The 23759-nt window shown below is 65.8% G+C and carries 22 protein-coding genes and 1 tRNA gene; 14 read left to right on the top strand and 9 right to left on the bottom strand.

The window, feature by feature from the left end; genetic code table 11:
• Positions 1 to 32: 32 nt before the first annotated feature.
• Both ACZYYX_RS15140 and ACZYYX_RS15145 read right to left on the bottom strand, forming a co-directional pair.
• Positions 33 to 1589, bottom strand: a complete 1557-nt coding sequence (locus ACZYYX_RS15140; RefSeq protein WP_463815328.1) for an MFS transporter — start codon at positions 1587 to 1589, stop codon at positions 33 to 35.
• A gap of 84 nt (positions 1590 to 1673) precedes the next feature.
• Positions 1674 to 2285, bottom strand: coding sequence for a TetR/AcrR family transcriptional regulator (locus tag ACZYYX_RS15145; protein ID WP_463815329.1), 612 nt, complete (start codon positions 2283 to 2285; stop codon positions 1674 to 1676).
• A 215-nt stretch (positions 2286 to 2500) separates the two neighbouring features.
• Here ACZYYX_RS15145 and ACZYYX_RS15150 point away from each other — a divergent pair, with 215 nt between their 5' ends.
• From ACZYYX_RS15150 to cynS, 6 genes are all read left to right on the top strand, one after another.
• Positions 2501 to 2788, top strand: a complete 288-nt coding sequence (locus ACZYYX_RS15150; RefSeq protein ID WP_463815331.1) for a type VII secretion target — start codon at positions 2501 to 2503, stop codon at positions 2786 to 2788.
• Between the two features lie 9 nt (positions 2789 to 2797).
• Positions 2798 to 3835, top strand: a complete 1038-nt coding sequence (locus ACZYYX_RS15155; RefSeq protein ID WP_463815332.1) for a WXG100 family type VII secretion target — start codon at positions 2798 to 2800, stop codon at positions 3833 to 3835.
• Positions 3836 to 4575: 740 nt separating this feature from the next.
• Positions 4576 to 4649, top strand: a tRNA-Leu gene (locus ACZYYX_RS15160).
• 117 nt (positions 4650 to 4766) lie between these two features.
• Positions 4767 to 5558: a M15 family metallopeptidase gene (locus ACZYYX_RS15165; RefSeq protein WP_463815333.1), complete on the top strand. Its 792-nt coding sequence runs from the start codon at positions 4767 to 4769 to the stop codon at positions 5556 to 5558.
• A 125-nt stretch (positions 5559 to 5683) separates the two neighbouring features.
• Complete coding sequence (locus ACZYYX_RS15170) at positions 5684 to 6544, top strand: formate/nitrite transporter family protein (protein ID WP_463815335.1); 861 nt, start codon at positions 5684 to 5686, stop codon at positions 6542 to 6544.
• Entirely contained in the window at positions 6541 to 6990 is a 450-nt protein-coding gene (gene cynS, locus ACZYYX_RS15175; protein WP_463815336.1) for a cyanase, read from the top strand. The genes ACZYYX_RS15170 and cynS overlap by 4 nt, the downstream gene beginning before the upstream one ends.
• Here cynS and ACZYYX_RS15180 read toward each other — a convergent pair.
• Entirely contained in the window at positions 6953 to 8080 is a 1128-nt protein-coding gene (locus ACZYYX_RS15180) for an FAD-binding domain-containing protein (RefSeq protein ID WP_463815337.1), read from the bottom strand. The two genes, cynS and ACZYYX_RS15180, sit on opposite strands and share 38 nt — an antisense overlap.
• A gap of 68 nt (positions 8081 to 8148) precedes the next feature.
• Here ACZYYX_RS15180 and ACZYYX_RS15185 point away from each other — a divergent pair, with 68 nt between their 5' ends.
• The 4 genes from ACZYYX_RS15185 to ACZYYX_RS15200 all read left to right on the top strand — a co-directional run bounded on the left by ACZYYX_RS15185 (position 8149) and on the right by ACZYYX_RS15200 (position 13191).
• Positions 8149 to 9513 carry an MFS transporter gene (locus ACZYYX_RS15185; protein WP_463815338.1) on the top strand — a complete coding sequence of 455 codons (1365 nt, stop codon included), beginning with the start codon at positions 8149 to 8151 and terminating at the stop codon, positions 9511 to 9513.
• A 501-nt stretch (positions 9514 to 10014) separates the two neighbouring features.
• Positions 10015 to 11478: an NCS1 family nucleobase:cation symporter-1 gene (locus ACZYYX_RS15190; RefSeq protein WP_463815339.1), complete on the top strand. Its 1464-nt coding sequence runs from the start codon at positions 10015 to 10017 to the stop codon at positions 11476 to 11478.
• Entirely contained in the window at positions 11475 to 12218 is a 744-nt protein-coding gene (locus ACZYYX_RS15195; RefSeq protein WP_463815340.1) for an aspartate/glutamate racemase family protein, read from the top strand. The genes ACZYYX_RS15190 and ACZYYX_RS15195 overlap by 4 nt, the downstream gene beginning before the upstream one ends.
• Entirely contained in the window at positions 12211 to 13191 is a 981-nt protein-coding gene (locus ACZYYX_RS15200; protein WP_463815342.1) for an isopenicillin N synthase family dioxygenase, read from the top strand. Before ACZYYX_RS15195 ends, ACZYYX_RS15200 begins: the two co-directional genes overlap by 8 nt.
• 5 nt (positions 13192 to 13196) lie before the next feature.
• Here ACZYYX_RS15200 and ACZYYX_RS15205 read toward each other — a convergent pair whose 3' ends face one another.
• A complete protein-coding gene (locus ACZYYX_RS15205; protein WP_463815343.1) occupies positions 13197 to 14627 on the bottom strand; it encodes an alpha/beta hydrolase in 1431 nt (476 codons plus the stop codon).
• A 79-nt stretch (positions 14628 to 14706) separates the two neighbouring features.
• Positions 14707 to 15096, bottom strand: a complete 390-nt coding sequence (locus tag ACZYYX_RS15210; protein WP_463815344.1) for a WhiB family transcriptional regulator — start codon at positions 15094 to 15096, stop codon at positions 14707 to 14709.
• 180 nt (positions 15097 to 15276) lie between these two features.
• Between ACZYYX_RS15210 and ACZYYX_RS15215 the strand changes: the two genes are divergently transcribed.
• Positions 15277 to 16551, top strand: a complete 1275-nt coding sequence (locus ACZYYX_RS15215; protein ID WP_463815345.1) for an MFS transporter — start codon at positions 15277 to 15279, stop codon at positions 16549 to 16551.
• A 105-nt stretch (positions 16552 to 16656) separates the two neighbouring features.
• Here ACZYYX_RS15215 and ACZYYX_RS15220 read toward each other — a convergent pair whose 3' ends face one another.
• The 3 genes from ACZYYX_RS15220 to ACZYYX_RS15230 all read right to left on the bottom strand — a co-directional run bounded on the left by ACZYYX_RS15220 (position 16657) and on the right by ACZYYX_RS15230 (position 20076).
• Positions 16657 to 17055, bottom strand: coding sequence for a hypothetical protein (locus ACZYYX_RS15220; RefSeq protein WP_463815346.1), 399 nt, complete (start codon positions 17053 to 17055; stop codon positions 16657 to 16659).
• A gap of 162 nt (positions 17056 to 17217) precedes the next feature.
• Positions 17218 to 18678: an FAD-dependent oxidoreductase gene (locus tag ACZYYX_RS15225; protein WP_463815347.1), complete on the bottom strand. Its 1461-nt coding sequence runs from the start codon at positions 18676 to 18678 to the stop codon at positions 17218 to 17220.
• Positions 18679 to 18762: 84 nt separating this feature from the next.
• A complete protein-coding gene (locus tag ACZYYX_RS15230) occupies positions 18763 to 20076 on the bottom strand; it encodes an MFS transporter (RefSeq protein ID WP_463815348.1) in 1314 nt (437 codons plus the stop codon).
• A 150-nt stretch (positions 20077 to 20226) separates the two neighbouring features.
• Here ACZYYX_RS15230 and ACZYYX_RS15235 point away from each other — a divergent pair, with 150 nt between their 5' ends.
• From ACZYYX_RS15235 to ACZYYX_RS15245, 3 genes are read left to right on the top strand one after another with little or no spacing between them, the layout of a single operon-like run.
• A complete protein-coding gene (locus tag ACZYYX_RS15235) occupies positions 20227 to 21123 on the top strand; it encodes a GlxA family transcriptional regulator (RefSeq protein WP_463815814.1) in 897 nt (298 codons plus the stop codon).
• A gap of 50 nt (positions 21124 to 21173) precedes the next feature.
• Entirely contained in the window at positions 21174 to 21590 is a 417-nt protein-coding gene (locus ACZYYX_RS15240) for a hypothetical protein (protein ID WP_463815349.1), read from the top strand.
• A gap of 38 nt (positions 21591 to 21628) precedes the next feature.
• Positions 21629 to 22318 carry a hypothetical protein gene (locus ACZYYX_RS15245; protein WP_463815350.1) on the top strand — a complete coding sequence of 230 codons (690 nt, stop codon included), beginning with the start codon at positions 21629 to 21631 and terminating at the stop codon, positions 22316 to 22318.
• A gap of 12 nt (positions 22319 to 22330) precedes the next feature.
• Here the strand turns inward: ACZYYX_RS15245 and ACZYYX_RS15250 are convergent, their stop codons facing one another.
• On the bottom strand, positions 22331 to 23689 hold the full coding sequence (locus tag ACZYYX_RS15250) for a hypothetical protein (RefSeq protein WP_463815351.1): 1359 nt from the start codon (positions 23687 to 23689) through the stop codon (positions 22331 to 22333).
• Positions 23690 to 23759 lie beyond the last annotated feature (70 nt).

Genomic DNA, 23759 nt, shown 5'->3' on the forward strand with positions numbered 1-23759 from the left:
GGATCGGCTCCAGCTGATCGGTTCGGCGCGGCTCATGACCGCTCCTCCAGCGGATGCGAGGGGAGGGCGAGAAGCACGAAGAGTGCTCCCGCGAGGCACACCCCGCTCGCGGTGAGGCACCCCGCGCTCAGGCCGGACAGGAATGCGTCGGCGACGGCGCCGCGAACGGGGCCGGCGACTGGCGCGGGGGACTGCGCCGCGACAGCAAGGCCTTGCGCGAGGCCTTCTCCGGCAATGGCGCGGATGGGTTCCGGCAATATCTGCACGGCCGCAGCGTCATTCAGTCGGGTGAGGTACAGCGTCGAGAAAATGCTGCCGAGCACGGCGACGCCGAGGGTGCCTCCCACCTGGCGGGTGGCGTCGTTGACGGCCGACCCGGCGCCGGCCTGCTCGGGACGTACGACACCCATGATGGACTCGGTCGCCGGCGCGCTGGTCAGGCCGAGTCCGCCGCCGAGAAGCAGCATCTGGGCTGCCATCTCCGGATAGCCGATGCTCAGGTCGGCGGCGCTGATCCAGGCGAACGATGCGGCCATCAGGACCAGGCCCAGCGCCACAATGACTTTGGTGCCGATGCGGCCGACGGCGAGCCGGGTGCCGAGCACCGAACCGACGGCGATCGACAGCGCCACCGGCAGTATCCGTACGCCGGTCTCCAGCGGGCCGAAGCCCTGCAGCAGTTGCATGAACTGTGTGATCAGGAAGATGAACCCGAACAGTGCGAAGAACGCCACGGTGACCGCTCCGCTGGCCGCGCTGAAGCGCAGGTTGGTGAAGAGGCTGACGTCGATGAGCGGTTCGGTTTGGCGGCGCTCCCAGATTGTGAAGGCGGTGGCAGCGAGGATCGCCACGGCGAAGCCGGCGAGAGTCGGAAGTGAGGTCCAGCCACGCTCGGGTGCCTCGATGATCGTGTAGACGAGTGCAGCGAGCATGACAACGGACAGCAGCAGTCCGCCGCGATCGAGGCGAGACGACGCGTCAGCCTTGGCGGCGGGGATCACCAGGGGCGCCGCGACGGCCGCGGCGAGGGCGATCGGAGCGAGCGCGAGGAACAGGCTGCCCCACCAGAACACTTCGAGCAGAGCGCCGCCGAGGATCGGGCCGATGGCCACGCCGAGGCCGGTGACGGCGCCCCACAGCCCGATCGCTGCAGCGCGTTGGCGGGGTTCGCGGAAGGTGTCGGTGATGATCGCCAGCGTGGTGGGGTAGATCATCGCCGAGGCCACGCCCATCACCACCCGCATCGCGATGAGTTCGCTGGTGGTGGTGCACAGTGCCGCGCCGATGCTAGCTGTCGCGAAGAGGACGAGGCCGGCGATCAGCGTGCGGCGGCGGCCGAATTTGTCGCCGATGGTGCCCCCGGCCAGGACCAGTGCCGCGAACGCCAGGTTGTAGGCGTCGACGATCCACTGCAGACCGCGGGTGGATGCGTCGAGGGACGAATTCAGCGTGGGGAGAGCGACATTGACGATGGTGGTCTCGATGTTGATCGCCAGAGCGGCGACGAGGACGACCGTCAGCACTGCGCCGGGTCGGGCACGTTTCAACCGGTGGGAGGCCGTGGAACGGTCCAGCGTATGAGAAGCCATGGAAGAGCCGCCTTATGTTGACGCGGATAACTTTATCGAGCATGACAGTGGAAGTTATCGATGTCAACATCAAGCGGTGGGTGGCTAGCGGAGGCCCGCCCCGATGACGTCGAGCAGGCGGTCGGTGATCACGTTCTTGCGTGCGTCGTCGGTCGTCGCCAACGGTCCGTCGAGATAGAGGACGGAGAGGCCGTGAACCGAGGCCCACGCGGCTTCGTCCAGCCCGTCGCGCTTGCGCTCGTCGAGGAGGCCGACAGTCACGAGGTCGTCGATGCAGCCGCTGAGGATGCGGAATGGATGGCGACTCATTGGGATGACGTCGTCGGTGCGGGTCGGCCCGCCGGGGGTGAACGCGGCGCGGAACAGGCCCGGTTCGGCGAGCGCGAAATCGACATAGGCCTGACCGGTCGCGCGCAGCCGGGCCAGGGCGCGGGGACCGCGGGGTCCGCGATTGGGTACTTGGGATAGCGCGTTTAGCATCTGGTCGCCGAGAAGGCCCATCGCGTACTCCTTGACGGCGGCGAGAAGTGCGTGACGATCGGAGTAATGCCGGTATGCCGCAGCATTACTCACGCCGACGGCGCGCTGGACGTCGCGCATGACGACGGCGTCGGGGCCGCCGACGCGGGCGAGTTCGACGGCCTGCTCGAGCAAGGCCTGACGCAGATTGCCGTGGTGATACGAGCTCGCCGCCATGTTGACCAGTCTTACATCGGGTGCGCGGCATCAAGGCCAAGGTGGGCTGAAGTATCTTTTGAGGGCGCAGGCCCCCATAGCCCAATTGGCAGAGGCAGCGGACTTAAATTCTCTCCAGCGCTAATGGACATGCAGCGTCGTAACCTGAGAGGCCGCGGTCGATTACGGCCAATTTGGTGTGCTGGCGTCCTGGAGAATCGCCCTAGACTGGGCTTGTGGAGGCACTAAAAGTCTGTGGCGAAGGTTTACAGGCACTGGCTGGGCAGTGTTTGGGAGATGCGGAACGACTATTGGGTCACGTTCTGACCGGGATGACAGGGCCGCCACACCAGGCAACCTCGACTGCGGTCGGCCACGTGTATGCGGCGACTACGTCCACGGCGGCGATGTTGGCTGGTCGAGTGCAGGCCACAGCGGACAAACTCCACATGGCGGCAACGCAGTACTTAAGGACCGACGAATCTTCCGCCCAGCGGCTGTCGGCGCTGCGTATCGAGCCGTAGCGGGCGTAGATGCCCGTCGATGTGAGGGCCGGTATTCCGAGCCTGTCTCAAATCCTGGGCTGGGACACCACGCACCTACACCGCGCGGCCACCGACTGGACAAGCGCGGCACAGCGCTGGGAACAGACTTTTGCCAACGTGCACCGCGGCACGCTGGCGCCGGGTGGCACCGCATGGGAAGGCCCAGCTGCCGACGCAGCTCAACAACGGACCTTCAGTGACCTGGTGAAGGTGCGCGGTATGTCCGATGCGCTGAGCGACGCCGCGACGATCGCGCGGCGAGGTGCTGATCAGCTGGACTACCTCAAACGCAAGGCAGTCGAGGCCATCAACGAGGCCCATGAAACGGGCTTCACCGTGGGCGAGGACCTCTCAGTCACCGACGCCAGCAAGTACAGCGGTCTTCGGATCGCTGCCATGCGTTCACATGCTGGCGTGATCGGAGCTCGTGCGGCCGCTCTGAGTACCGCGGACCAAGAGATCGCCGCGAAGATCAGCGCCGCGACAACGCGATTGGGCGGCGATCCTTTCGCTGAGTCGCCCCAAATGGTCCACGCGTTAGACGTTCCGCTCGCGCCGCCGCCTGATCCGGCGTACCCGGTCAACGATGTCATCGCCGAGGCCACCGATCTCGATGGCAATCACGTTGTACTCAGGCGCGGCTATTACAACGCCGCTACGACGGAGGGGTTCGGATGGGACAAGATCTACTGGAAGCACGGACTGATCAACCCGAATGTATTCAGAGACCTCGTCTCCCACAGCCGTCCGAAGGAGAGCCAGGGCGGAACCCTTGTCTACGACGTGCCGATCAATAAGGCTCACTGCACATCGGGCTTTCTCGGATTGCCCAGTTGTACCGACACTGGCGAGAGCTTGACGATGAGAATCGTGGCTAATACCAACCCCAGCTACGACGTACCCGGCGGCGGGCAGAAAGGAGTGATCACGATGTATCCCCTCCCAGGGGGCAGCGGAGTCGTTGAGGTAGAGAAGAACTGGACGCTGACGCCGCCGTGGGTGAACAACTATGCACCCATCAACTGAGCCCTCATCTGACGAGACTCCAAGCGCCGCGGAGTGCGAGTTCGCGGCTGTGGTTCTCAAGGACCTGCTCCATCGGATTGAAGTCCGCAACGCCAACGCCGCTGCCCATCCAGGACCCGGGCGGTGCGTATTCCTGGTGTCTCACGCGTGGACGGATGGTTCGTCAATTCGGCTCGTCTACGTCACACCACCGTCGGATCGCACGTGGGGCTTGGCCCGCGACACCCGAAGGTCCCTCATAGACCCAGGCCCGTGGAACGAGGCCGACAACCCAGCGCTGTACTACTACCTGCTTGATCTCGAAGAGGATTGGCCAGGCGCAGAGTTCCGAGAGCCCGACGAAGATGACGATCTGATCTGGTGGCGCGGATACCCGCTCACGCATCTGCCGGGTCGTCTCTCTGAGCTTCCCGCGAACTATCGCTATACGCCGCCGCCTCTGGATCCAGCGTGGATCGATCCCCCTCCGCCTGCGATGGAACCGCGCCGCTACGCAGATCCCAACGGCCCGCTTCCGCCTCGGTGACACTGGCGTCGTCGCGCGTCGGCTTCAGATGCGGGGGTCAAGGTCGTACAAGGGCACCTGGACGAGGGGCCGCGACGACAACGCTTGGCTGTTCAGCCGTGACCCCGATGAAGAGTTGAGTGGTGCACCGACATGTTGAGCAAGGACGTGAGCACTGTGATGCCGGGCGCCTCGCATCGGGGCAAGGCGTCCTGAAGTATGTTCTGCGGAGTACGCCCCCATAGCCCAATTGGCAGAGGCAGCGGACTTAAAATCCGCCAAGTGTCGGTTCGAGTCCGACTGGGGGCACGGACGGAGGCCTGACTCCGAGAGCGACGACGGCTCGAACGGTGGGCGGCGCCGACCCGCCCGACCAACACGTGCCGCCACCGGAGAAAAGCCAACCGTCATGGGTACTCCGGCCGCATGACCCGCTTCCTCGCCTTGCTCGCGGCACTCCTCATCGCCGCCGTCGCGTCGCCCGCGACAACCGCGGCGCAGCCCGCCGCGCCAACTGCGCCCGCCGACTTCGCCGTGCTGTCCGACATCGACCCGACGATCCTGCAGGACATCCGCTATTCGACGCCGCACAATTTCACAGGTGAAACGGTCGCCGGCTACGCGGAGCCTCTATGCATCCTGACCCAAGCGGCGGCCGACGCGCTGTCCAGAGCGCAGCGGGTCCTGTTGCCGCAGGGCTATTCGCTCAAGGTGTACGACTGCTACCGGCCCCAGCGTGCCGTCAACGATTTCGTCTCCTGGGCCCAGGACATCCCTGATCAGCGGATGAAGCCAGAGTTCTACCCGCGGGTGGACAAGACCACCCTCTTCGCCGACGGCTACATCGCCGACAAATCCGGTCACAGCCGCGGCAGCACCGTCGACCTGACGTTGGTCCGGCTGCCGGCTGAAACGACTGCGCCCTACGTCGTCGGTCAACCCCTTGTGGATTGCGCTGCACCGCAACCGGTTCGCTTCCCCGACAACAGCATCGACATGGGCACCGGCTTCGACTGCTTCGACACGCTCAGTCACACCTTCGACCCACGTGTTCGCGGCGCGCAACTGTCCAATCGGCTCCTCCTCAAGGATGCGCTGGAGGCGCAGGGGTTCGAGTTCTATGACAGCGAGTGGTGGCACTTCACGCTCGCCGACGAAACGTATCCCGACACCTTCTTCGACTTCCCCGTCGAAAGGACGGCCGTCTCGCCCCGCTGACGAGCCCCTCACACAATCTGGGAGTTGGCTGTGAGGTGGCGGCAACACGACTGTTCATGCGCTGTTGCGAATCGGCAATACGTTCCGGGAACCCTTCGGGCAACGGTCCTCCCGAAAGGTTCTGTATGTCCTATGTGAGTCCGAATGAGTTCGTCGGCAAGATGATCGACGCTGGCGAGTCGAAAGCGTTGATGTCGACCCGAGACATTTTGATCCGCTCCTTCATGGCAGGTGCCATCCTCGCCCTCGCGGCAGCGTTCGCCGTGACGATCACCGTGCAGACTGGCAACGCGTTGCTCGGCGCGGTCCTGTTCCCCGTCGGCTTCTGCCTGCTCTATCTGCTCGGATTCGACCTTCTGACAGGTGTTTTCACACTCGTCCCATTGGCGATGCTCGACAAGCGCCGGGGTGTGACGTTCAGGTCGATGCTGCGCAACTGGGGGCTGGTCTTTGTCGGCAATTTCGCCGGCGCCATCCTCGTGGCCCTGATGATGGCGGTGGTGTTCACCTACGGCTTCAGCGTCGACCCCAACGAAGTCGGCCAGCGGCTCGGTGAGATCGGGCACAGCCGAACGGTGGGATACGCGGAGCACGGTGCTGCAGGCATGTTGACGCTGTTCATCCGCGGGGTGCTGTGCAACTGGATGGTGTCCACCGGCGTCGTGGCCGCGATGATGTCCACCAGCGTCTCAGGCAAGGTCATCGCGATGTGGATGCCCATCATGCTGTTCTTTTACATGGGCTTCGAGCATTCCATCGTCAACATGTTCCTGTTCCCGTCGGGACTCATGCTCGGCGGCGACTTCTCGATCGGCGACTACCTGATCTGGAACGAAATACCCACGGTGATAGGCAATCTCGTCGGCGGACTGACTTTCGTAGGACTGACGCTCTTCGCCACACACGCCCGCACCGGCGACGCACGACTGGTCGAGCTGCCGTCCGAGGATCGCACGCTGGTAACGACAGAAAGGAATGCTCGATGACCCCGATCATGCCCAAAAGCGATGCCGCAGAACTGATCAAGGCCGCTCGCATCCGCAAGAAGCTCGAATGGTCCGAGATTGCGGCGGAGATCGACGCGCCACTGGTGTGGTGTGTGGCAGCCCTACTCGGCCAGCACCCCATGCAGGCTGCTCAAGCCGAGCGTGTGTGCGCGCTGCTCGACCTCGATGGTGCGGTGGCAGAGAGCCTGCAGCTGCAACCCAGCCGTGGTCTGGACCCCGCGCTGATGTCCGATCCGACCATCTACCGGTTCCACGAGGCGCTCGCGGTCTACGGGCCCGCACTCAAGGAGCTGATCCATGAGGAGTTCGGTGACGGCATCATGAGCGCCATCAACTTCAAGGTCGACATCAAACGCCGCGCGGATCCAGACGGCGACCGTGTCGTGGTCACCCTCGACGGAAAATTCCTCGATTACCGCTGGTGACGAGGATGCTACCGCTCGTTCGCTCGCACTGCTTCCAGAAGCTGGTGAACGACGCGTACGACTTCTCCGGCACGTCGGGAAACATCCGCGGCATCTCGTCGGCGGTGCCGCGCCAGTGCGGCACCGAGGGATGTCGCATATAGATGACGTCGTCTCCGAGGTCGAGGTCGTCAAACTCGGCGACCACCACACAGGCGCCCGGGATCTCCCGCGCGCAGCGGAGCACGTAGTCGGTGACCATCGGCGAGACGGGGAAGCGGTCGAACCAACTGGGTTCCAGCAGGACGATCCGGTTGGCGTCGACGTCCTGGCGCCATGCGGCGTTCAGCCAGAACGAGTGATAGAGCACCGTGGGCTTGGCCGGGTCGACCACCGACTCGTCGCTCGGCGGCGGCGTCCACCTGAGGTCGAGCTCCACCCGTTCGGTGAGGACGTCGGGAACCGCCATCTCGGCGAGCACACCGTAACCGTGGTCGATGACGGTGTCGTGCTGCGTCAGCGGTGAGTACCTGTTGACGTTCTGCTGGGCCGGCACATATTTCTTGTGACTGTTGGTGCCCGCCACCCACTGCCACGACAGGCTGTTGCTGGCGGGATCGCCGTCGAGCAGGTGGTAGTACAACCACAGGCTGGGTTCCCACCAGTGGGTGCGGCCGAGATTGCACGTCAAGCCCGCCAACCACATGCGTTCGTGGTTGTGCATGTAGCCGGTGTCGTAGAGCTTTCCGACGGCGGCGTCGAGCGCGTCGATTCCTGTGTCGCCGTCGCGCACTGCCCGGGGTATCCGCCGCGAGCTGACGGGGTGCTGTGGCCGCTTGACGTCGGTGAAGATGCGGTCACCGAGGAACGTCCACTCCCGCTGCCAGTACTCCCGCCACGCCAACTCGAAGACGAACTTGTACGCCTGCGCCGGCGTGTGCCGCTCGAGGATCAGCTCGCGCACCTCGGGCAACGTCACCAATCCACGGGTCAGGTAGGGCGAGAGCTGCGTGCCGCCGTCGGTGAAATTGCGCGTCCGCGCATAGCGCGCGGCATCGATTCGCGACACCCGCTCCAGCACGTCCTGCCGAGACACCGCGAACGACTCCACTCCGCCGAGGGTAGCCACGGGCCCGGACACGCCCCGGTCACGCGCGGCGAATGCAAGGATGTTCACCCATGACCACACGCGAACCGGACTTGGTCGACGGCGTGCCCCGCGGGCGGATCGTCGTCGCCTCGATGGTGGGCACCACGATCGAGTTCTACGACTTCTACGCCTATGCCACCGCCGCGGTCGTGGTCTTCCCGCATCTCTTCTTCCCCAAGGGCGACCCGACGACGGCGCTGCTCGCATCACTGGCGACCTTCGGCCTCGCGTTCGTGGCGCGTCCCCTCGGGTCGATCTTGTTCGGACACTTCGGTGATCGGATCGGACGCAAGACCACGCTGGTGGCCTCGCTGCTGGTGATGGGCATCGCGACCTTCCTCATCGGCGTGCTGCCCACCTACCACCAGGTGGGGCTGCTCGCCCCGGCGTTGCTCGCGATCATGCGATTCAGCCAGGGCCTGGCGCTGGGCGGTGAATGGAGCGGCGCGGCCCTGCTGGCCACCGAGACCGCCAAACCCGGCAAGCGCGCGTGGGCGGCGATGTGGCCGCAGCTCGGCGCCCCGTTCGGATTCCTGCTGGCCAACGGCGTCTTCCTCATCCTGGTGCTGTGGCTGGGCTTCAACACCGCCAGCCCCGACCTGGACGGCGCGTTCCTCACATGGGGCTGGCGCATCCCCTTCCTGCTCAGCGCGGTGATGGTGGCCATCGGGCTCTACGTGCGCCTGCGGCTGACCGAGACACCCGTGTTCGCCCGCGCGATCGCCCGCGGCGAGCGGGTGCGCGCACCGCTGGCCGAGGTGTTCCGCAACCACTGGCGTCAACTGATCATCGGCACGTTCGTCATGCTGGCCACCTACACGTTGTTCTACGTCGTCACGACGTGGGCACTGAGCTTCGGCACCGGCAAGAAGACCCCCACCGGTGGGGGATTGGGCATTCCGTACCTCGAATTCCTCCAGCTGCAGCTGATCTCGGTGCTCTTCTTCGCGGCGATGCTCCCGGTCACCGGGTTGCTCGCCGACAAGTTCGGCCGCCGGGTGACGCTGCTGGTGATCACGGTGGCAATCATGATCTACGGCACCACCTTTGGGCTGCTGCTCAACCCGGCGTCGGCGACGACCACCTCGACCCTGGCGTTCCTGATCATCGGCATGACGTTGATGGGACTCACGTTCGGGCCGATGAGTGCCGTGCTGCCCGAACTCTTTCCGACCAATGTGCGCTACACCGGGTCGGGCGTCGCCTACAACGTCTCCAGCATCCTGGGCGCGGCCATCGCACCGTTCGTTGCGACGTGGTTGGCCACCACCTACGGCGTGGCGTGGGTCGGCGTCTACCTGATGTGCGCCGCGGCGCTGACCGGTATCGCGCTTCTGGTGATGCGCGAGACGCGGGACACCTCGCTCGACGACATCGAGCAACTCGTTCCGTAGCAGGGGCGGCACCTGGAGCGACAGGTCGCGAATCCACCCGGCTCCCGCAGTGGCGACCGCTCCGCTCACCATTCACCCTGATGTTTCCGTGCGTAACACGCCGGTAGCACGCGCCCGCTAGTTTCCTCTGCGACAGACCTCCGTTCTGGAGGTCAGACGACAGGAGTAGCGGGAAGCGTGGTCGTACGCGGGAGCTCGTTCGCGATGGTGATGTCCGGCATCACCTTCACGGTTGAAGAGTGCCTGCGCGCCATTGCCTCGCAGCGGGTGCCGATGGCGCTGCTGTCGATCACCAGAGAGCGCGAATACCACTAACCGCGCCACCCGTGTGCCCGTGGTCGGGCACCGTCCCCGTAGACACCACGCGCAGCGAGTCGGTCCGTCACCACACCAGCGGATCGCTCGTCGTCTTCGTCGCATCGGACACCGGCGAGCTCCCTCCCGGTCCCGCGGCCCACTCGAATCTCGCAGCACTGCCTGCACAGCTGGAAGCGAAACATCATGTCCATCAGTTCATTACCCGAGACGCCGACCGTCACCGTCCCGGTGACCACATCGACGCGTCTCTACAACTCCGACCTCGCGCCCGTCACCAAACGCAACTGGGGTGTCTACAACTTCTTCGCCATGTGGATGCAGGACATCCACAGCATCACCGTCTACACGTTCGCCGCATCACTGTTCTTCATGGGGCTCAACGGCGGTCAGGTCTTCATCGCGCTCACCGTCAGTGTGTTGATCATCTGGGGACTGATGAATCTGAGCGGTATCGCCGGACAGCGCACCGGTGTCCCCTTCCCGGTACTCGCCCGGTCCAGCTTCGGTATCTGGGGAGCCAACATCCCCGCACTCATCCGCGCCGGCATTGCCGTCATCTACTACGGCATCCTCACCTACCTGGGTTCCACCGGGCTGCAGATCGCCGCATTACGGGTGGCCCACGATGCCGTCGAACCACTCACGCGATCAACATTTCTGGGACTGCACGCACTCGGGTGGATCTGCTTCGCCGCAATGTGGGTGATTCAGCTACTGGTCGTACGGCACGGCATGGACGCGGTCCGCAGGTTCCAGGACTGGGCCGGACCGGCGGTCTGGGTGGTGATGTTCGCCCTCGCCATCTGGATGGTCATCAAAGCAGGCGGCAACGTGTCCTTCGACCTCAGCCCCGACCAGGCGCACGGCTGGAATCTCACGTATGAGATGTTCGCCGCCATCGCCCTGAACGTGTCCTTCTTCGCCACGTTCCTGGTCAACTTCGCCGACTTCGGGCGACTCGCGCCGAACGAGAAGACGGTCAGCCGCGGCAACTTCTTCGGGCTGCCGGTCAACTTCGTGATGTTCGCGATCGTCGCCGTCACCGTGACGTCTGCAAGCATCGTGGTGTTCGGCGAAGCCATCACCGACCCCGTCAAGCTCATCGAAAAGACCGACAGCACAGCAGTCATTCTGTTCGGCGCCTTGGTCTTCACGATAGCAACCATCGGTATCAACATCGTCGCCGACTTCATCTCGTGTGCCTACGACTTCTCGAATGTGGCCCCCAAACACGTCAACTTCTTCCGCGGCGGTTTGATCGCCGCCGTGCTGTCAGTCCTGCCGCTGCCATGGCATCTGTACAACAATCCGGAGTCGATCGCGTACTTCGTCGGTGGACTCGGAGCCTTCCTCGGACCGCTCTTCGGCGTCCTCATGTCGGACTTCTGGATCATCCGTCGAGGGCACGTCGACGTCGCGGAGCTGTTCCGGGCCGACCCGGACGGCAAGTATTACTACTCCCGGGGCGTCAATCCGAGGGCGCTGATCGCTCTCGTTCCCGCGACAGTTGTCGCCGCGGTCCTCGCGCTGGTTCCGGCGTTCGGTGTCTGGGCGCCGTTCTCCTGGGCGATCGGCGCCATCCTGGCCACCGCGTTCTACGTGCCGATCGCGTGGAGCACACGCCAGCCAGCTGAGGTGACCGCATGACATACATCGTCGTGATGAACTGCAACACAAGCGCATCGATGACAACCGAGATCGGACGGCACGCGCGCTCGTCTGCCAGCCCCGGCACCGTCATCGAGGCATGGAAGCCGCACTGGGGCCCAGAGTCTGCCGAAGGCTACTACGACAGCTTCATCACCGCGGCTGCCGTCCTCGATCGCCTGCACGGCCTGCCGCCGGACGTCGACGCGCTGGTGATGGCGGGGTTCGGGGAGCACGGACGCGAGGGGGCGCGTGAACTACTCTCCATTCCGGTCGTCGACATCACGGAGGCCGCAGCTCAATTCGCGATGCTGCTGGCTCCCCGCTACGGAGTCGTGACCTCTCTGGGGCGCGCTTGCGCGCAGATCCACGACACTCTGACCACAGCGGGGCTGGTTTCACGCTGCGCGGCGATCGAAGCGGCGGAGCTGGGTGTCCTGGATCTCGAGGCCGACCCCGAGGCTGCCGTCGACGCGATGCACAGCGCGGGCCGACGAGCAATCGATGCCGGCGCTGAAGCCCTGGTGCTCGGCTGCGCGGGGATGGCGGGTATGAGCGACCGACTCAGCGTCAAACTCGGAGTGCCCGTCGTCGACGGCGTCGCGGCGGCCGTGTCCATCGCCGAGAGTCTCGTGGCTCTCTCGTTGACCACCAGCAAGATTCGTACCTATGCCGCCCCGCGCCCCAAACGGCGCGCCGGGTGGCCGATTTCGAAGGAATTCGGAGAGACCAGTGTCTGACACCGTCCCCCTGATCGACCTCTCCCAGGCGCGCGGCAGTGCGCTCGACCGTCGACGACTGGCCCGCGAGATCGACGAAGCCAACTGCCACATCGGATTTCTCGCCGTCGTCGACCATGGCGTCTCCACGCAATTGCTCGACGACATGTACGCCGTGACCGCTGAATTCTTCGACAGCGACGAGAGCGTGAAGCTTTCGGTCCGTGCCGAACCCGACACGAGCCGAGGCTACATGCCGTCGAAATCCCGTGCGCTGGCACGAACGCGGGGGAAGATGACACCGGCGGACCTCGTTGAGTTCTTCTCGATTGGCCTGCCCGACGTTCCAGCCGACAACCCGTGGTTCGTGGAAGCCCGCCGATGCGGACACTTTCACAACAACATCTGGCCGGCTGTGCCCGGATTTCGAGACATCTGGGAGCGCTACTACGCCGAAATGGCGGCGCTCGCGTTCGACATGATGCGCCTCTTCGCTCTTGCCCTGGGCCTGGATGAGCATTGGTTCGACAACAAGGTGGACAAGCCGATCAGCAATCTGTTCGCCAATCACTACCCGCCGCTTGATGGAACCCTCGAACCCGGCCAGTTGCGCATCGGGGAGCACACCGACTACGGCAGCCTCACGCTGCTCTATCAGCGTGACGCCGTCGGGGGTCTCGAAGTACGACTCGACGGTGCATGGGTTCCCGTGGCCCCCATTGCCGACAGCTTCGTCGTCAATATCGGTGACCTGATGGCGCGGTGGACCAACGACCGGTGGACCTCGACTCTGCATCGCGTGCAGAACCCGACCCTCACGGGTCCGGCCAGCCGCCGTCTGTCGCTGCCATTCTTCTGCCAACCCAACTACGACGCAGTCATCGAGACGGTCCCCACCTGTATCAGCGCGGCGACGCCGTCGAAGTACCCCGTCATCACCGCCGGCCAGAATGTCGCGGACAAGACCGGCGCGAGCTTCGCTGTCCGGAACTGAGCCATTCACGAGTTCGTGGTTCCAGGCGTCTGCACCCGTTCAGCGAGCCATGGCAGCGCGTCGGAGAATGCGTGCTGGGCGAACTGCCAGGTGTGGAAGCTGATGATCTTGTGCACAGAGCATGAGATCTTCACGGCCTGACCTGCCGCGCACAGGTCCTCGGCCGCGCCCAACTCATCGGTGTCGCGTTCCCCGTCATGGCCGCCGAATCCCGATGGGGAATTCGACTGTGGCCGGTGCAGTCCGGCGTTCTTCATCAGTTGGTCGGCGTTCGCGGGTGCGACGGTGTCCTCGAACCAGCCCGCGACATCGGTGTAGAGGCCGTGCGCGGCCATCACCGTGCGCGGATCGAAGGCGTCCCACTGCGCGGCGTCACCGCCGTAGAGCCGGTCGATCGTCTGCTGCTTGGTACCCGCGGTCGGGCCGTGGTCGCCCGCAATGTCTTCGAACGTCGCGAACAGATCGGGGTGCATCACGGTCAGGTCCACCGCACACGTGCCGCCCATCGACCAGCCGACGACCGCCCAGTTGATCGCGGCGTCGGATGCTCCGTAGTTCGCGACGAGGTAGGGGCGCACGTCTTCGGTCAGGTGGTCGGCGGCGTTGCCGCGTGGCCCGTTGACGCATTCGGTGTCGTTGTTGAAGCTGCCGCCGACGTCGGCGAACACGAAGATCGGGATCTGACCGTGGTGCTGGCTGGAGAACTGGTCGAGGATCGGCATGACATTACCGCTACGCATCCAGTCCGCCGGAGTGTTGAACTCTCCGGCGATCATCATGACCACCGGCAGTCGTGGCGGGGTGTCACCGGCGAACCAAGCGGGCGGTAGATAGATGTACTCGCTCCGATGCGTGAAACCGCTTGCCGTGTCGGGAATGTCGACCTTCACCAGCTTCCCCGAATCTGGCGTGGTGTTGCGTAGGGAAGGAAGCGCCGAGACGTCGACCTCATGCGGGAGCGGACCCGCGGTGATCGCCCCCCACGCCGACTGCAGCGACGGGTAGTAGCCGACCCACTGGTTGAGCGAGATTGCCGCGGTCAACAACGTCAGCGGTACGGCGAGCACGGACAGCCCCCGCCGCCACCATCTGGTGTTGCGCCAGCCCAGCACCGCGATCGCGACCGCCGCCCCGAACACCGCCGTCCACACCCACAGCACGAACGGTGCGGGGTCCGAGGCCAGCCCCTCGGAATTCATGTAGGTGCGGGCCGCCAGCGCGACGAGGATCCCGACGATGATCGAGATCGGCACCCAGATCGCCCGCCACCGTCGGGTCCGCCAGCCGATGACGGCGATCAACACCACGACGGCGACGATCTCGACGGTGAGCGGGAACCAGCCGCCGAGCAGCGAGATCCCTCGCTGAAATTCGTGAAAGTCGGGAGCCGGGAGCTGCGGCAAGGGTGGTGGCGGCGTCGGCGTCGGCGGCGGCATCCCCCTATCGTGGCGACGCTAGCTGTGCACTTGCCAGAATGCGCCGCGGTGGGCCGTGCCTGTGCCCGCTCGCGGTCGCTCAGACAGCGGACCGGTGGAGAAGGTGACGTGCACGCTCACCGGCAGTCATCGCGCCCCACACTCCGTGCTGCTCGGGTGTCCGCAGCGCGTGGTCACGACATTGTTGGAGGACGGGGCACTGGCGACAGATCACCTTGGCGGCCTTCTCTTTTCTGTGGACCACCGCCCGTGACGAGTCCTCCGGAAAGAACACCTCTGCCGGATATCCGAGGCACTTTCCCTGCAACTGCCAGCTCCACGCGTCCTCGGTCGGCGGGGGTAACCGGAGGCAGTGCGTTCGCGCGAACGAGGTCAGATAGCTGCTGTGGCGCGTCATCAGCGACCTCCGCGAATCACGAGCTGCGGCACCTTTGGCCACAGCAGTCACAGGTGAAGTCGGTCGCCGCATCTGCCTCGTTACAGCGACCCGTGTCAGATCCGTTTGCGACGCAACCCCATTCACAGCAACTGTCAGCCAAACTCACAGGTGATATCCCGGCTTCTTCAGGTTGGCTTCAGGCCGCGCGGTCAACATCACTTGCGTGACCACCCGGCGCTACGGCTCCTGCACCTTGACCGGGGATCCGGTGTGACCTCCGACAGTCCCGAACTCACGCGGTCGCTCTGGGCGCTCGACGGCGTCAACTTCTTCCTCGCCGACGTCCAGGCCGGCCTCGGCCCGTTCCTCGGGGTCTACCTGATCAACAAGGAGACCTGGAACCCGGCCAACATCGGTTTCATCCTCACCCTCGGCGGCGCGGTCGGGTTGCTGCTCAACGCCCCGGCCGGCGCCCTGATCGACGCCACGAAGTACAAGCGGGCCCTCCTGGCCGGGGCCGCCGCGCTGACGTCGTTCGGCACGTTCATCGTGACGCTGAAGCCGACGTTCGCGGTCGTCACCGCGGCCCAGCTGCTGACCGGAGTAGCCGGGGTGGTCCTGGGTCCCGTCATCGCCGCCATCGCGCTGGGCATGGTCGGGCCGAAACGGTATGCCGCGCAGACCGGTCGCATGCAGGCGTTCAACCACGCCGGGAATGTGGTGGGCTCCGCCGTCGCCGGGCTGGCCGGCTACCTCATCAGCCTGAGGCTGGGCTTCTGGCTGGCCAGCCTGTTCGGCATCTTCGTGGTCCTCTCCACACTGATGATCAAACCGAACCTGATCAACCACGATGTGGCCCGCGGGATGAAACCCAAAGACGACACCGACGGCGGCGACGACAAACCGTCGGGTTTTGCTGTGCTGCTACGTAATCGCCCACTGCTCATTCTCGCGGCCGTCGTGGGGCTTTGGCAGCTCGCCAACGGCGCCATGCTGCCGATCACGGGTCAGAAGCTGGCCGTCGGGGACGCCAACAACGGTGCGCTGTACCAGGCCGCGCTGATCATCGTCGCGCAGGTCGTGATGATCCCGATGGCCATGCTGGTGGCCCGTCGCGGCGATCGCTGGGGACGAAAACCGTTGATGGTGCTGGCCTTTGCGGTACTACCGGTGCGCGGCGTGCTGTTCATCCTGGCGCAGTACCCGGGTGAGGTGATCGCCGTGCAGGCCCTCGACGGTATCGGCGCCGGCCTGCAGGGCGCGTTGTTCGCGATCATGGTGGCCGACCTGACCCGCGGCAGCGGCCGCTACAACATCGCGTTCGGCGCGGCCACGATGGTGCAGGGGATCGGCGGCGCGCTGAGCCCCACGCTGGCCGGTGCCATCGACGCCGCCGCCGGGTACGGCGCCGCGATGTGGGCACTCACGGGAATCGCCGTGGCGGCCCTGGTCCTGCTGGTGCTCGCCGTTCCGGAGACCCGCACGCCGTCCGACGATCCGCCGGAAACCTCGGACGTCACACCTGAACCCACCGCGGTCGGCTGAGGCCGGTCATCTCCGGAGTCGGTGCACTGGTGGCAAGTGTCCTCGCATCGTGTCGACGTCGCTCACTCACCCGCCGGGGGAGAAGGACAATTGGCAGCAAGGTCCTCAATGCGGCTGGAGGCCGTAGACCTGCGGGCACCATCCGACGACGTCACCGGGACCGGTGGCGAGCGCGGGGTTCCACATGACGGGAACGCCGTTGATCACCCAGCAGTTCTTGTCCGAGAGATCAATCCCGTTCTGCTGGGGGTTGTTCTGCGGGGCCTGGGGAGGCTGCTGGGGTGGTTGATTGGGCTGCTGTGGCGGTGGGGAATTGCCGTTGCCGGAATCACGGTTCTGCGGCAGCTGCGGAACACCCGGCCCCTGCTGCTGTTGACATTGCTGCTGCTGATCTGGCGGCTGCTGATCGCACGATGGATCGTCAGCAAGAGCCGTTGGCGCACACACGGCGAGCGCGCCGGCGGCAAGTAGGCAGCCTGCGGCAAACCCCATACGATCGAACATCTACTCATCCCCCTCGATTGCGTCCCCGACCAACGGCCGACAACTGCCCGACAGGATGCTACGTCCGACGATGCAGTCAGTTCGGCACTTTGCCGCAATCACAGCAAATCACCACGAGGCCGATTGCCTCGGCGGCAGCCCGGCCGAGCTGATGGCTTGCGCTCACCGAACAGGTGAAGCGGCTAACGGGCCGCAGCGTAGATCGAAGCGCTCGCGCAACGTGTCCAGCGTCCGGCGCGCGCTGTCGCGGTCGCGGCGGTGCCGCAGCAGGAAGGTCACAGATCCCCGCAACCGGCGGGTCAGCGGATACCAGGAATCGACGTTGGACCCACACCGCAGGAATACCGAATTCGGCAAGCACTCGAACATCACGCTGAGGTTGTACTGCGAGAGGCACAGGATGCCGAACGGCAGGATGACCTTCGATTTCGCCCGTAGGTCGATGGCGTCCATCTCATACAGCGGAGCGTCCACCAGCCGGTCGCGGTAGAGCATGTGCGTCATGAAGTACGCCATGAATGACGTCAAATGCATTGTTGCCGAACGGGGTTGAATGGACAGCACCGACCCGCCGGGAGAGAGGTACGGCTGATAAGGCCCCGCGTCGCGTAGGACGTAGCCTGTGCAGTTGATGATCCAGCTGCCGGGCATGACCCCGCGGTTGCGGCCACGGGCGAACGTCATCACCGGGCCGTCCGGACCATCGGTCACGTCGGTGAAGCGGTCCATCACGGTCTCTCGCAGACCCGCCGCGATGGCCCGGCTCTCCTCGCCCGACATGATGCCCAACACGTAGGTGTCGGCGCGCTCGGTGGGCCAGACGCCGTAGGTGTCGCGAAACCAGCGGTTCGCCTCGTTCTCGTTGGTGCCGTCGAAGTGGCTGAGCATCTGCGCTCCCGAGACGCTCGCCATGGTGCCCGACCACCACCGCTTGCGGCCGCGCGGAAAGGTCTCGTCGCGGCTGAGAAAGTAGGTCCCGGATCCGGCGACCATCGACACCTCTCGGCGCGGGTCGGCGGCGAGCAGCGCCTGGGCGGTGTCCATCCCGGTCTTTCCGCCGCCGATCACCCACACAGGCGCACCGTCTGAGGCGATCTCGTCGACGTCGCAGAAGTTCGGCGAGACCGAGCGCACCTGCTCGGACTGAACGGGCAGCGGGTTGTTCGGGGTGACGGCGAAGCCGGCCGCGTTGATCAGCCGCGGTGTGGTGATCGTGCGCGTGCGGCCGTCTGCGGAACTCACATGCAGTGTGGCCATGCCGTCGGCCTCAGTGAAGCCGTCAAACTCCCAGCCGAAGAGGGTGTCGACCGTGACCTGCCGCCGAACGACATCCAAGCAGTGGGCGAAGTGGTCGAGCACCTCGGAGCGCGTGGCGAGATGGCTGCGGTCATGGCCCTGGGCCCACCCGATGTCGCCGGCGGTGAACCAGGGGTGTGGTTGGTGCAGGCGGACGTACGGGTAGGCGTCCACCCACATGCCGCCGACGCGTTGGCGCCGGTCGACGAGGATCACCCGCTGCCCGCGGCCCAGGTATTCGGACGCCACCGCGAGTGCGTTCATCCCGGCCAGACCTGCTCCGACGATGCACAGGTCGCAGCTCTCGGTCTCTGCTGAGTCGCTCACCCTCGAGTCGTCAGTCACCGCGTCACCTGCTTCGCTCGCTGCCTCCCGTCGGAGTGCCCGTCAACAGCAAAGCAAAACCTGGCGTCAGGGTCGACGTATATGTGTCACGGCTATCTCGGTTGCCGTCCTCGCGCGCACCGGCCGCACCGACAGGCACATGACCGCAGCGACGGCGCACAGGCCGGCCGCGATGTAGAAGGCGAGGTCGTAGTCGCCACGCAGGTCGCGAATCCAGCCGGCACCCGCCGCGGCGACGGCCGCGCCGAGCTGATGCGAGGCGAACACCCAGCCGAAGACGATCGGCGCCCTGTCGCCGAAATAATTGCGGCACAGCGCAATGGTCGGTGGCACCGTCGCCACCCAGTCCAGGCCGTAGAAGATGATGAACACCCACGTTCCGGGCTCGGCGTGTGGGGACAGCAGGACCGGGAGCGCAAGCAGCGACAGCCCCCGCCCCGTGTAGTAGATGACCAGCAGCAGGCGGGCATCCACGCGGTCGGTCAACCATCCCGAGAACACAGTGCCCGCGACGTCGAGGACGCCCACCACGGCGAGAAGGCCGGCGGCCACGGTCGTCGGCATCCCGTGGTCGTTGGCCGCGGGGATGAAGTGGGTGCCGATCAACCCGTTTGTCGTCATGCCGCAGATCGCGAAGCTGCCCGCCAGTAGCCAGAAGGCAGGCACCCGCGCACCGAGCACCAGTCCCGAGAAGGCCGCGCCGAAACTGCTGCCGGGCGGACGTGGCGCCGGCCCGATGTCGCCGGACGGTTCCTGACCATAGCGTCCAAGGCCCTTGTCCTGCGGCCAGTTTCGCATCAGCAGCAGGATCGGGGGGATCACGATGAGCGCGGCGGCGGCCACCAGCAGCGAGGCCCATCGCCACCCGTGATCCGTTGTGATGGCGGCGACCACGGGCAGGAAGATGAGCTGACCCGTCGCGCTGGCAGCGGTCAGCACACCGGTGACGAGTCCGCGATGTGCGTCGAACCACCGGGTGGCGATCGTCGCGACGAATCCCATCGAGATCGCGCCGGTCCCGGCGCCGACGAGTACTCCCCACAGCAGGATCAACTGCCAGCTCGCGGTCATCGTCACGCTCAGCGCACTGCCGGTCGCGATCATCGCGAGCGCGACGGTCAGCACCGGGCGGATACCGAAGCGGTCCATCAGCGCCGCCGCGAACGGCGCGGTCAGGCCGAACAACGTCATGTTCACCGACATCGCCAACCCGACCGTGCCGTGAGACCAGCCGAACTCGTGATGCAGTGGGTTCATCATCACGCCGGGCACGGAGCGGAAGCCGGCGGCGCCGAGCAGAGCGACGAAGCTGACGGCCGCCACGACCCACGCCCAGTGCAGGCGGACGATGCGGCGCGCAGAGCGGTCGGTCACGGTCACCGGTCGACTATGGCGTCATCGTGCCGCCGTGGCCAGTGGCAAGACTGCCGTTGTTCGTCAAAAACATGCCATCATGGCGTCGTGTCCGCTCACCGCGTCGCCGTATTGCTGCTGGAGCCGGTCATCGGCTTCGACGCGACGATCGCCCCGATGCTGTTCGGCGCGGCCGCAAGCCCCGACGGCGAGCCGCTGTACGACGTGATCACGTGCGGGGTCACCAGCGACCCGGTACCCACCACGGCCGGATTCGCGATGATCCCGGAGGCAGGAGTCGACGCCCTCGCCACCGCTGACACCGTGGTGGTCCCCGGCACGCGATATCGGCCCGCCCGCGTCGACGGCCGGCTCGAACCAGACGTCGCTGCGGCGCTGGCCACGATCCCGTCCACGGCCCGCGTCGTCTCGATCTGCACGGGCGCCTTCGTGCTCGCTGCCGCGGGGCTGCTCGACGGCCGCCCTGCCACGACCCACTGGCAGCACGCCGACACGCTGCGCGCGCTGTATCCGCGGGTGCTGGTCGACGAGAACGTGCTCTTCGTCGACGACGGCGACGTGCTGACCTCCGCGGGCCTCGCCGCAGGCATCGACCTGTGCCTGCACGTCATCCGGCGCGATCATGGAACGCAGGTCGCGAACGCGGTCGCGCGCTACTGCGTCGTGCCGCCCTGGCGTGAGGGTGGCCAGGCCCAGTTCATCGAAAGTCACGTCCCCGTCGACGATTCCGCGTCGACAGCGGCGACCAGACACTGGGTCACCGAGAATCTGCAGGAGCCACTGACGATTCGTCGGCTCGCCGAGCACGCGGGCATGAGCACCCGCACGTTCATCCGTCGCTTCCGCGAGGAGACCGGCCAGCCGCCCGGAGAATGGATCCGCCACCGCCGCGTCGACCGTGCTCGCGAACTCCTGGAGAGCCATGACCTCAGTGTCGACGAGGTCGCCCGACGATCAGGCCTGGGTTCCGCGGGCAATCTCCGGCATCACCTGCGCCGCGGCCTGGGTATGTCGCCGTCGAGTTATCGCAAGGTGTTCGCCGGCCACGAGTAGCGGCCGAAATAGAACGAAACGCCGGCCGAGTCCATCGCTACTCTCGAAATATGCAGATCACAGGCGCCTTTCTCGCCGAGCACGCTGAGATCGTGGACGGCAAGCTCAACGTGACAGGAGGCGTTCTCGACGTCGTCAAGGCTCCGGCGGTGGGCCTGACGAACGAGAACGGTGAGCAGTTGGCCCTCCCGCTGAGCCTGGTGACGCTGATGCAGGCCGGGCCTGATGACGAGGGGCGGCCCTACCGAATGAAGCTGGAGGCGGTCTCGTCCAACGGCGACATCATCGTGCTGGGCGACCAGGAGATTCCGGGCGGGCACCGTGACGGAGAGAATCACTTCTGGATCAGTGACTTCGGGTTGACCACCAGGGCGGCCGGACGCATGGCATTGATCGCCAGCATCGAAGGCGGCGGCAGCGTCAGTGTCCCGGTGTTCGTCGAGCGGGTCGACCGCCATCCGGCATGACACGCAGTCCGCCTCAGGGTTCGCACCGAATGCCTTTGGTGGCGAATCGCTTGGGTAGCCTCGACAGGCTGCGACTCCTCTTTGCGCTGGTGAACGTCGTCCTCGTCGTGGTCGGCTCGCTGGTGGCGTCCGACCTGACGCGGCGGGAAGCCCGTGCCGCCGGACCGCCTGTGTTGGCCGACCTCCACGTCCTCACCGAGTCGATGCCCGTCGACGAGAGCGCTGTGCCGCCGCTGCCCGGCACGCAGTGGGGCACGATCATCGCCGTTCCCCAGGGCGGCCCCGCCCCGGTGGAGCCGCCGCAATGCGGTGTGTTTCTCTCCCAAGGTGAGGTCAGTCAGAAGGCGCTCGCGATGCGCTCCTCGGGCGGTGCGGCAATCGGCATCGAACTCGCCGTCACACCACAGCCGGTCCATGTGCACGGCCTCGCCGAGCAGTGCGCGTCGTTCTCACTGGCCACACCGGAGTTGCAGTCCGCCGCCCGCATCGAGACCGCCGACTTCGGTCCGATTCCGCCCGACGCGATCAGCGTGCAGCTGCACACGCGGACGACCACGACGACGCAGTCGCTGGCGTGGGACATCGCGATGATCCTCGGCACCCACCGTGGCTTGTTGGTGACGGCGGAGTACACCCCGGGGCCACACGGTGGCGCCTTCGATTCTGCTCTGGCAGAACAGCTTCCGGCTCTCTATCAGGCGCAGACGACGCGGTTGGACAAGAGCTGAAGCTGCCCCGTGTCAGGCGCTGTCCCGCATATGCGTGGCCACGGCGCGCAGGCGCGACGGTCCAGCACTGGAGCGCCGCGACCCGATCTGAACGAATCCCGTTTCCCGCACGAGTCCCAATGGGCCGGGGCCGCTGAACCGAGCCAGACCGGCTGCCCTCAGGGCGTAGCTCGCCTTGGCCTGGCGGAAGCCGACCATGGCGCCGAGACCGGTCATGCCGATCATGCCGAAAATTCCGAGGGCGGCAGCGGTGAACAGCGCCCAGACCGAAACGTGGCGGATGAACGCGCCGACGCAGGGGGAGCCCGACGGAAGTCCCGAGCGAGCGCTCACCTGATCGGTGAGCGCCTTCACGATCGCAGGTAGCGTTGCCGTCCCGGCCGCCAAGGTCGCCGACGTCCTCTCCAGCAGAGCAGGATCGATCGGAAGGCCGAGTAGTCGCATCCCCTCAAGGGCGTCTCTCAGCCATGGAAACTGCGTCGGCAGGTAGGCCGTCGTGGAGGAATTCGGGAGCGCCGCGCTCATCAGCCGCGACTCTGCGGCGCCGAGGTGACCCAGAACGGGTGTCGTACCCGGGCCGCTCAGCTGCTGTTGCAACAGCCACTGGAGCTGGACCCACGTCAACAAGACGAACCACTGCAGAATGCTGGGGGGTGCGATCGCCGCTGCCACCGAGACGAGCGGGACCGTGGTCGTGGCTGCCGGAACCGGCACGGCCAGAACGGTGTTCGGTTCGGCGACAGGAGCAATCGGTGCATCGACGGTGACGGGGGAGTTGTCCACGACGGGGGAAGCGCTGGCGACTGAGTCGGGGTCGACAGCGGGCGCGGAGGTGATCGGCGCATCGGTGCTGACCGGGTCTGCGTCGCCTGCAGTCGGCTCAGCAGTGATCGGGGTAGCAGTGATCGGGGTGGCGATGGACTGCGAATCCGAGGGCGAATCTGGTGTCGTCGTCGACGGCGTGGTCTCGGACCCGGTGTCCTCGGCGGGTGGGTCGATTGTCGGACTGTCCTCTGGCGCTGCATCGCCTGGCACCTCAGGCGACGGATCCGCAGTGCTGTCCGTGGGAGTGCCCTGCTCTCCAGGCGGAACATCAGCATCCTCGGTCCGCGGAGACTCATCGGAATTATCAGCGTCGTCGCTGTCCGCGGCCACGGTCTCTGTCCGCGATGACGTCGGTGGCGCCTCCGTGTCCGGTTCCCGGGGTGGCGTGCTTTCCGGGCGGTTTGTGATGGAGGAACTGTCCCGGCTGCCCGAGTCGGCGGTGTTCGGTGCTCGATCGTCGGCGTACGCGGTGGCTCCGCCTCCGCCGAACACGACGAGAATCGACGAGATTGCGCCGCCCGCGGCGACGTACCGCCACGTGGGCACGGTGCGGTTACTGGGCTTCCCCGCTGGTGGCGCCATAGCTATATCCGGGCTAGGTGGCTCGATGCGTCCC

The organism is Mycobacterium sp. IDUB_1 (assembly GCF_055419625.1).

Excerpts from the sequence above, each read along its gene's own strand:
- ACZYYX_RS15140 (WP_463815328.1), bottom strand. The coding sequence starts at position 1,589 with ATGGCTTCTCATACGCTGGACCGTTCCACGGCCTCCCACCGGTTGAAA.
- ACZYYX_RS15145 (WP_463815329.1), bottom strand. The coding sequence starts at position 2,285 with ATGGCGGCGAGCTCGTATCACCACGGCAATCTGCGTCAGGCCTTGCTC.
- ACZYYX_RS15155 (WP_463815332.1), top strand. The coding sequence starts at position 2,798 with ATGCCCGTCGATGTGAGGGCCGGTATTCCGAGCCTGTCTCAAATCCTG.
- ACZYYX_RS15165 (WP_463815333.1), top strand. The coding sequence starts at position 4,767 with ATGACCCGCTTCCTCGCCTTGCTCGCGGCACTCCTCATCGCCGCCGTC.
- ACZYYX_RS15170 (WP_463815335.1), top strand. The coding sequence starts at position 5,684 with ATGTCCTATGTGAGTCCGAATGAGTTCGTCGGCAAGATGATCGACGCT.
- cynS (WP_463815336.1), top strand. The coding sequence starts at position 6,541 with ATGACCCCGATCATGCCCAAAAGCGATGCCGCAGAACTGATCAAGGCC.
- ACZYYX_RS15185 (WP_463815338.1), top strand. The coding sequence starts at position 8,149 with ATGACCACACGCGAACCGGACTTGGTCGACGGCGTGCCCCGCGGGCGG.
- ACZYYX_RS15190 (WP_463815339.1), top strand. The coding sequence starts at position 10,015 with ATGTCCATCAGTTCATTACCCGAGACGCCGACCGTCACCGTCCCGGTG.
- ACZYYX_RS15195 (WP_463815340.1), top strand. The coding sequence starts at position 11,475 with ATGACATACATCGTCGTGATGAACTGCAACACAAGCGCATCGATGACA.
- ACZYYX_RS15205 (WP_463815343.1), bottom strand. The coding sequence starts at position 14,627 with ATGCCGCCGCCGACGCCGACGCCGCCACCACCCTTGCCGCAGCTCCCG.
- ACZYYX_RS15210 (WP_463815344.1), bottom strand. The coding sequence starts at position 15,096 with ATGCGGCGACCGACTTCACCTGTGACTGCTGTGGCCAAAGGTGCCGCA.
- ACZYYX_RS15220 (WP_463815346.1), bottom strand. The coding sequence starts at position 17,055 with ATGTTCGATCGTATGGGGTTTGCCGCAGGCTGCCTACTTGCCGCCGGC.
- ACZYYX_RS15235 (WP_463815814.1), top strand. The coding sequence starts at position 20,227 with ATGCTGTTCGGCGCGGCCGCAAGCCCCGACGGCGAGCCGCTGTACGAC.
- ACZYYX_RS15240 (WP_463815349.1), top strand. The coding sequence starts at position 21,174 with ATGCAGATCACAGGCGCCTTTCTCGCCGAGCACGCTGAGATCGTGGAC.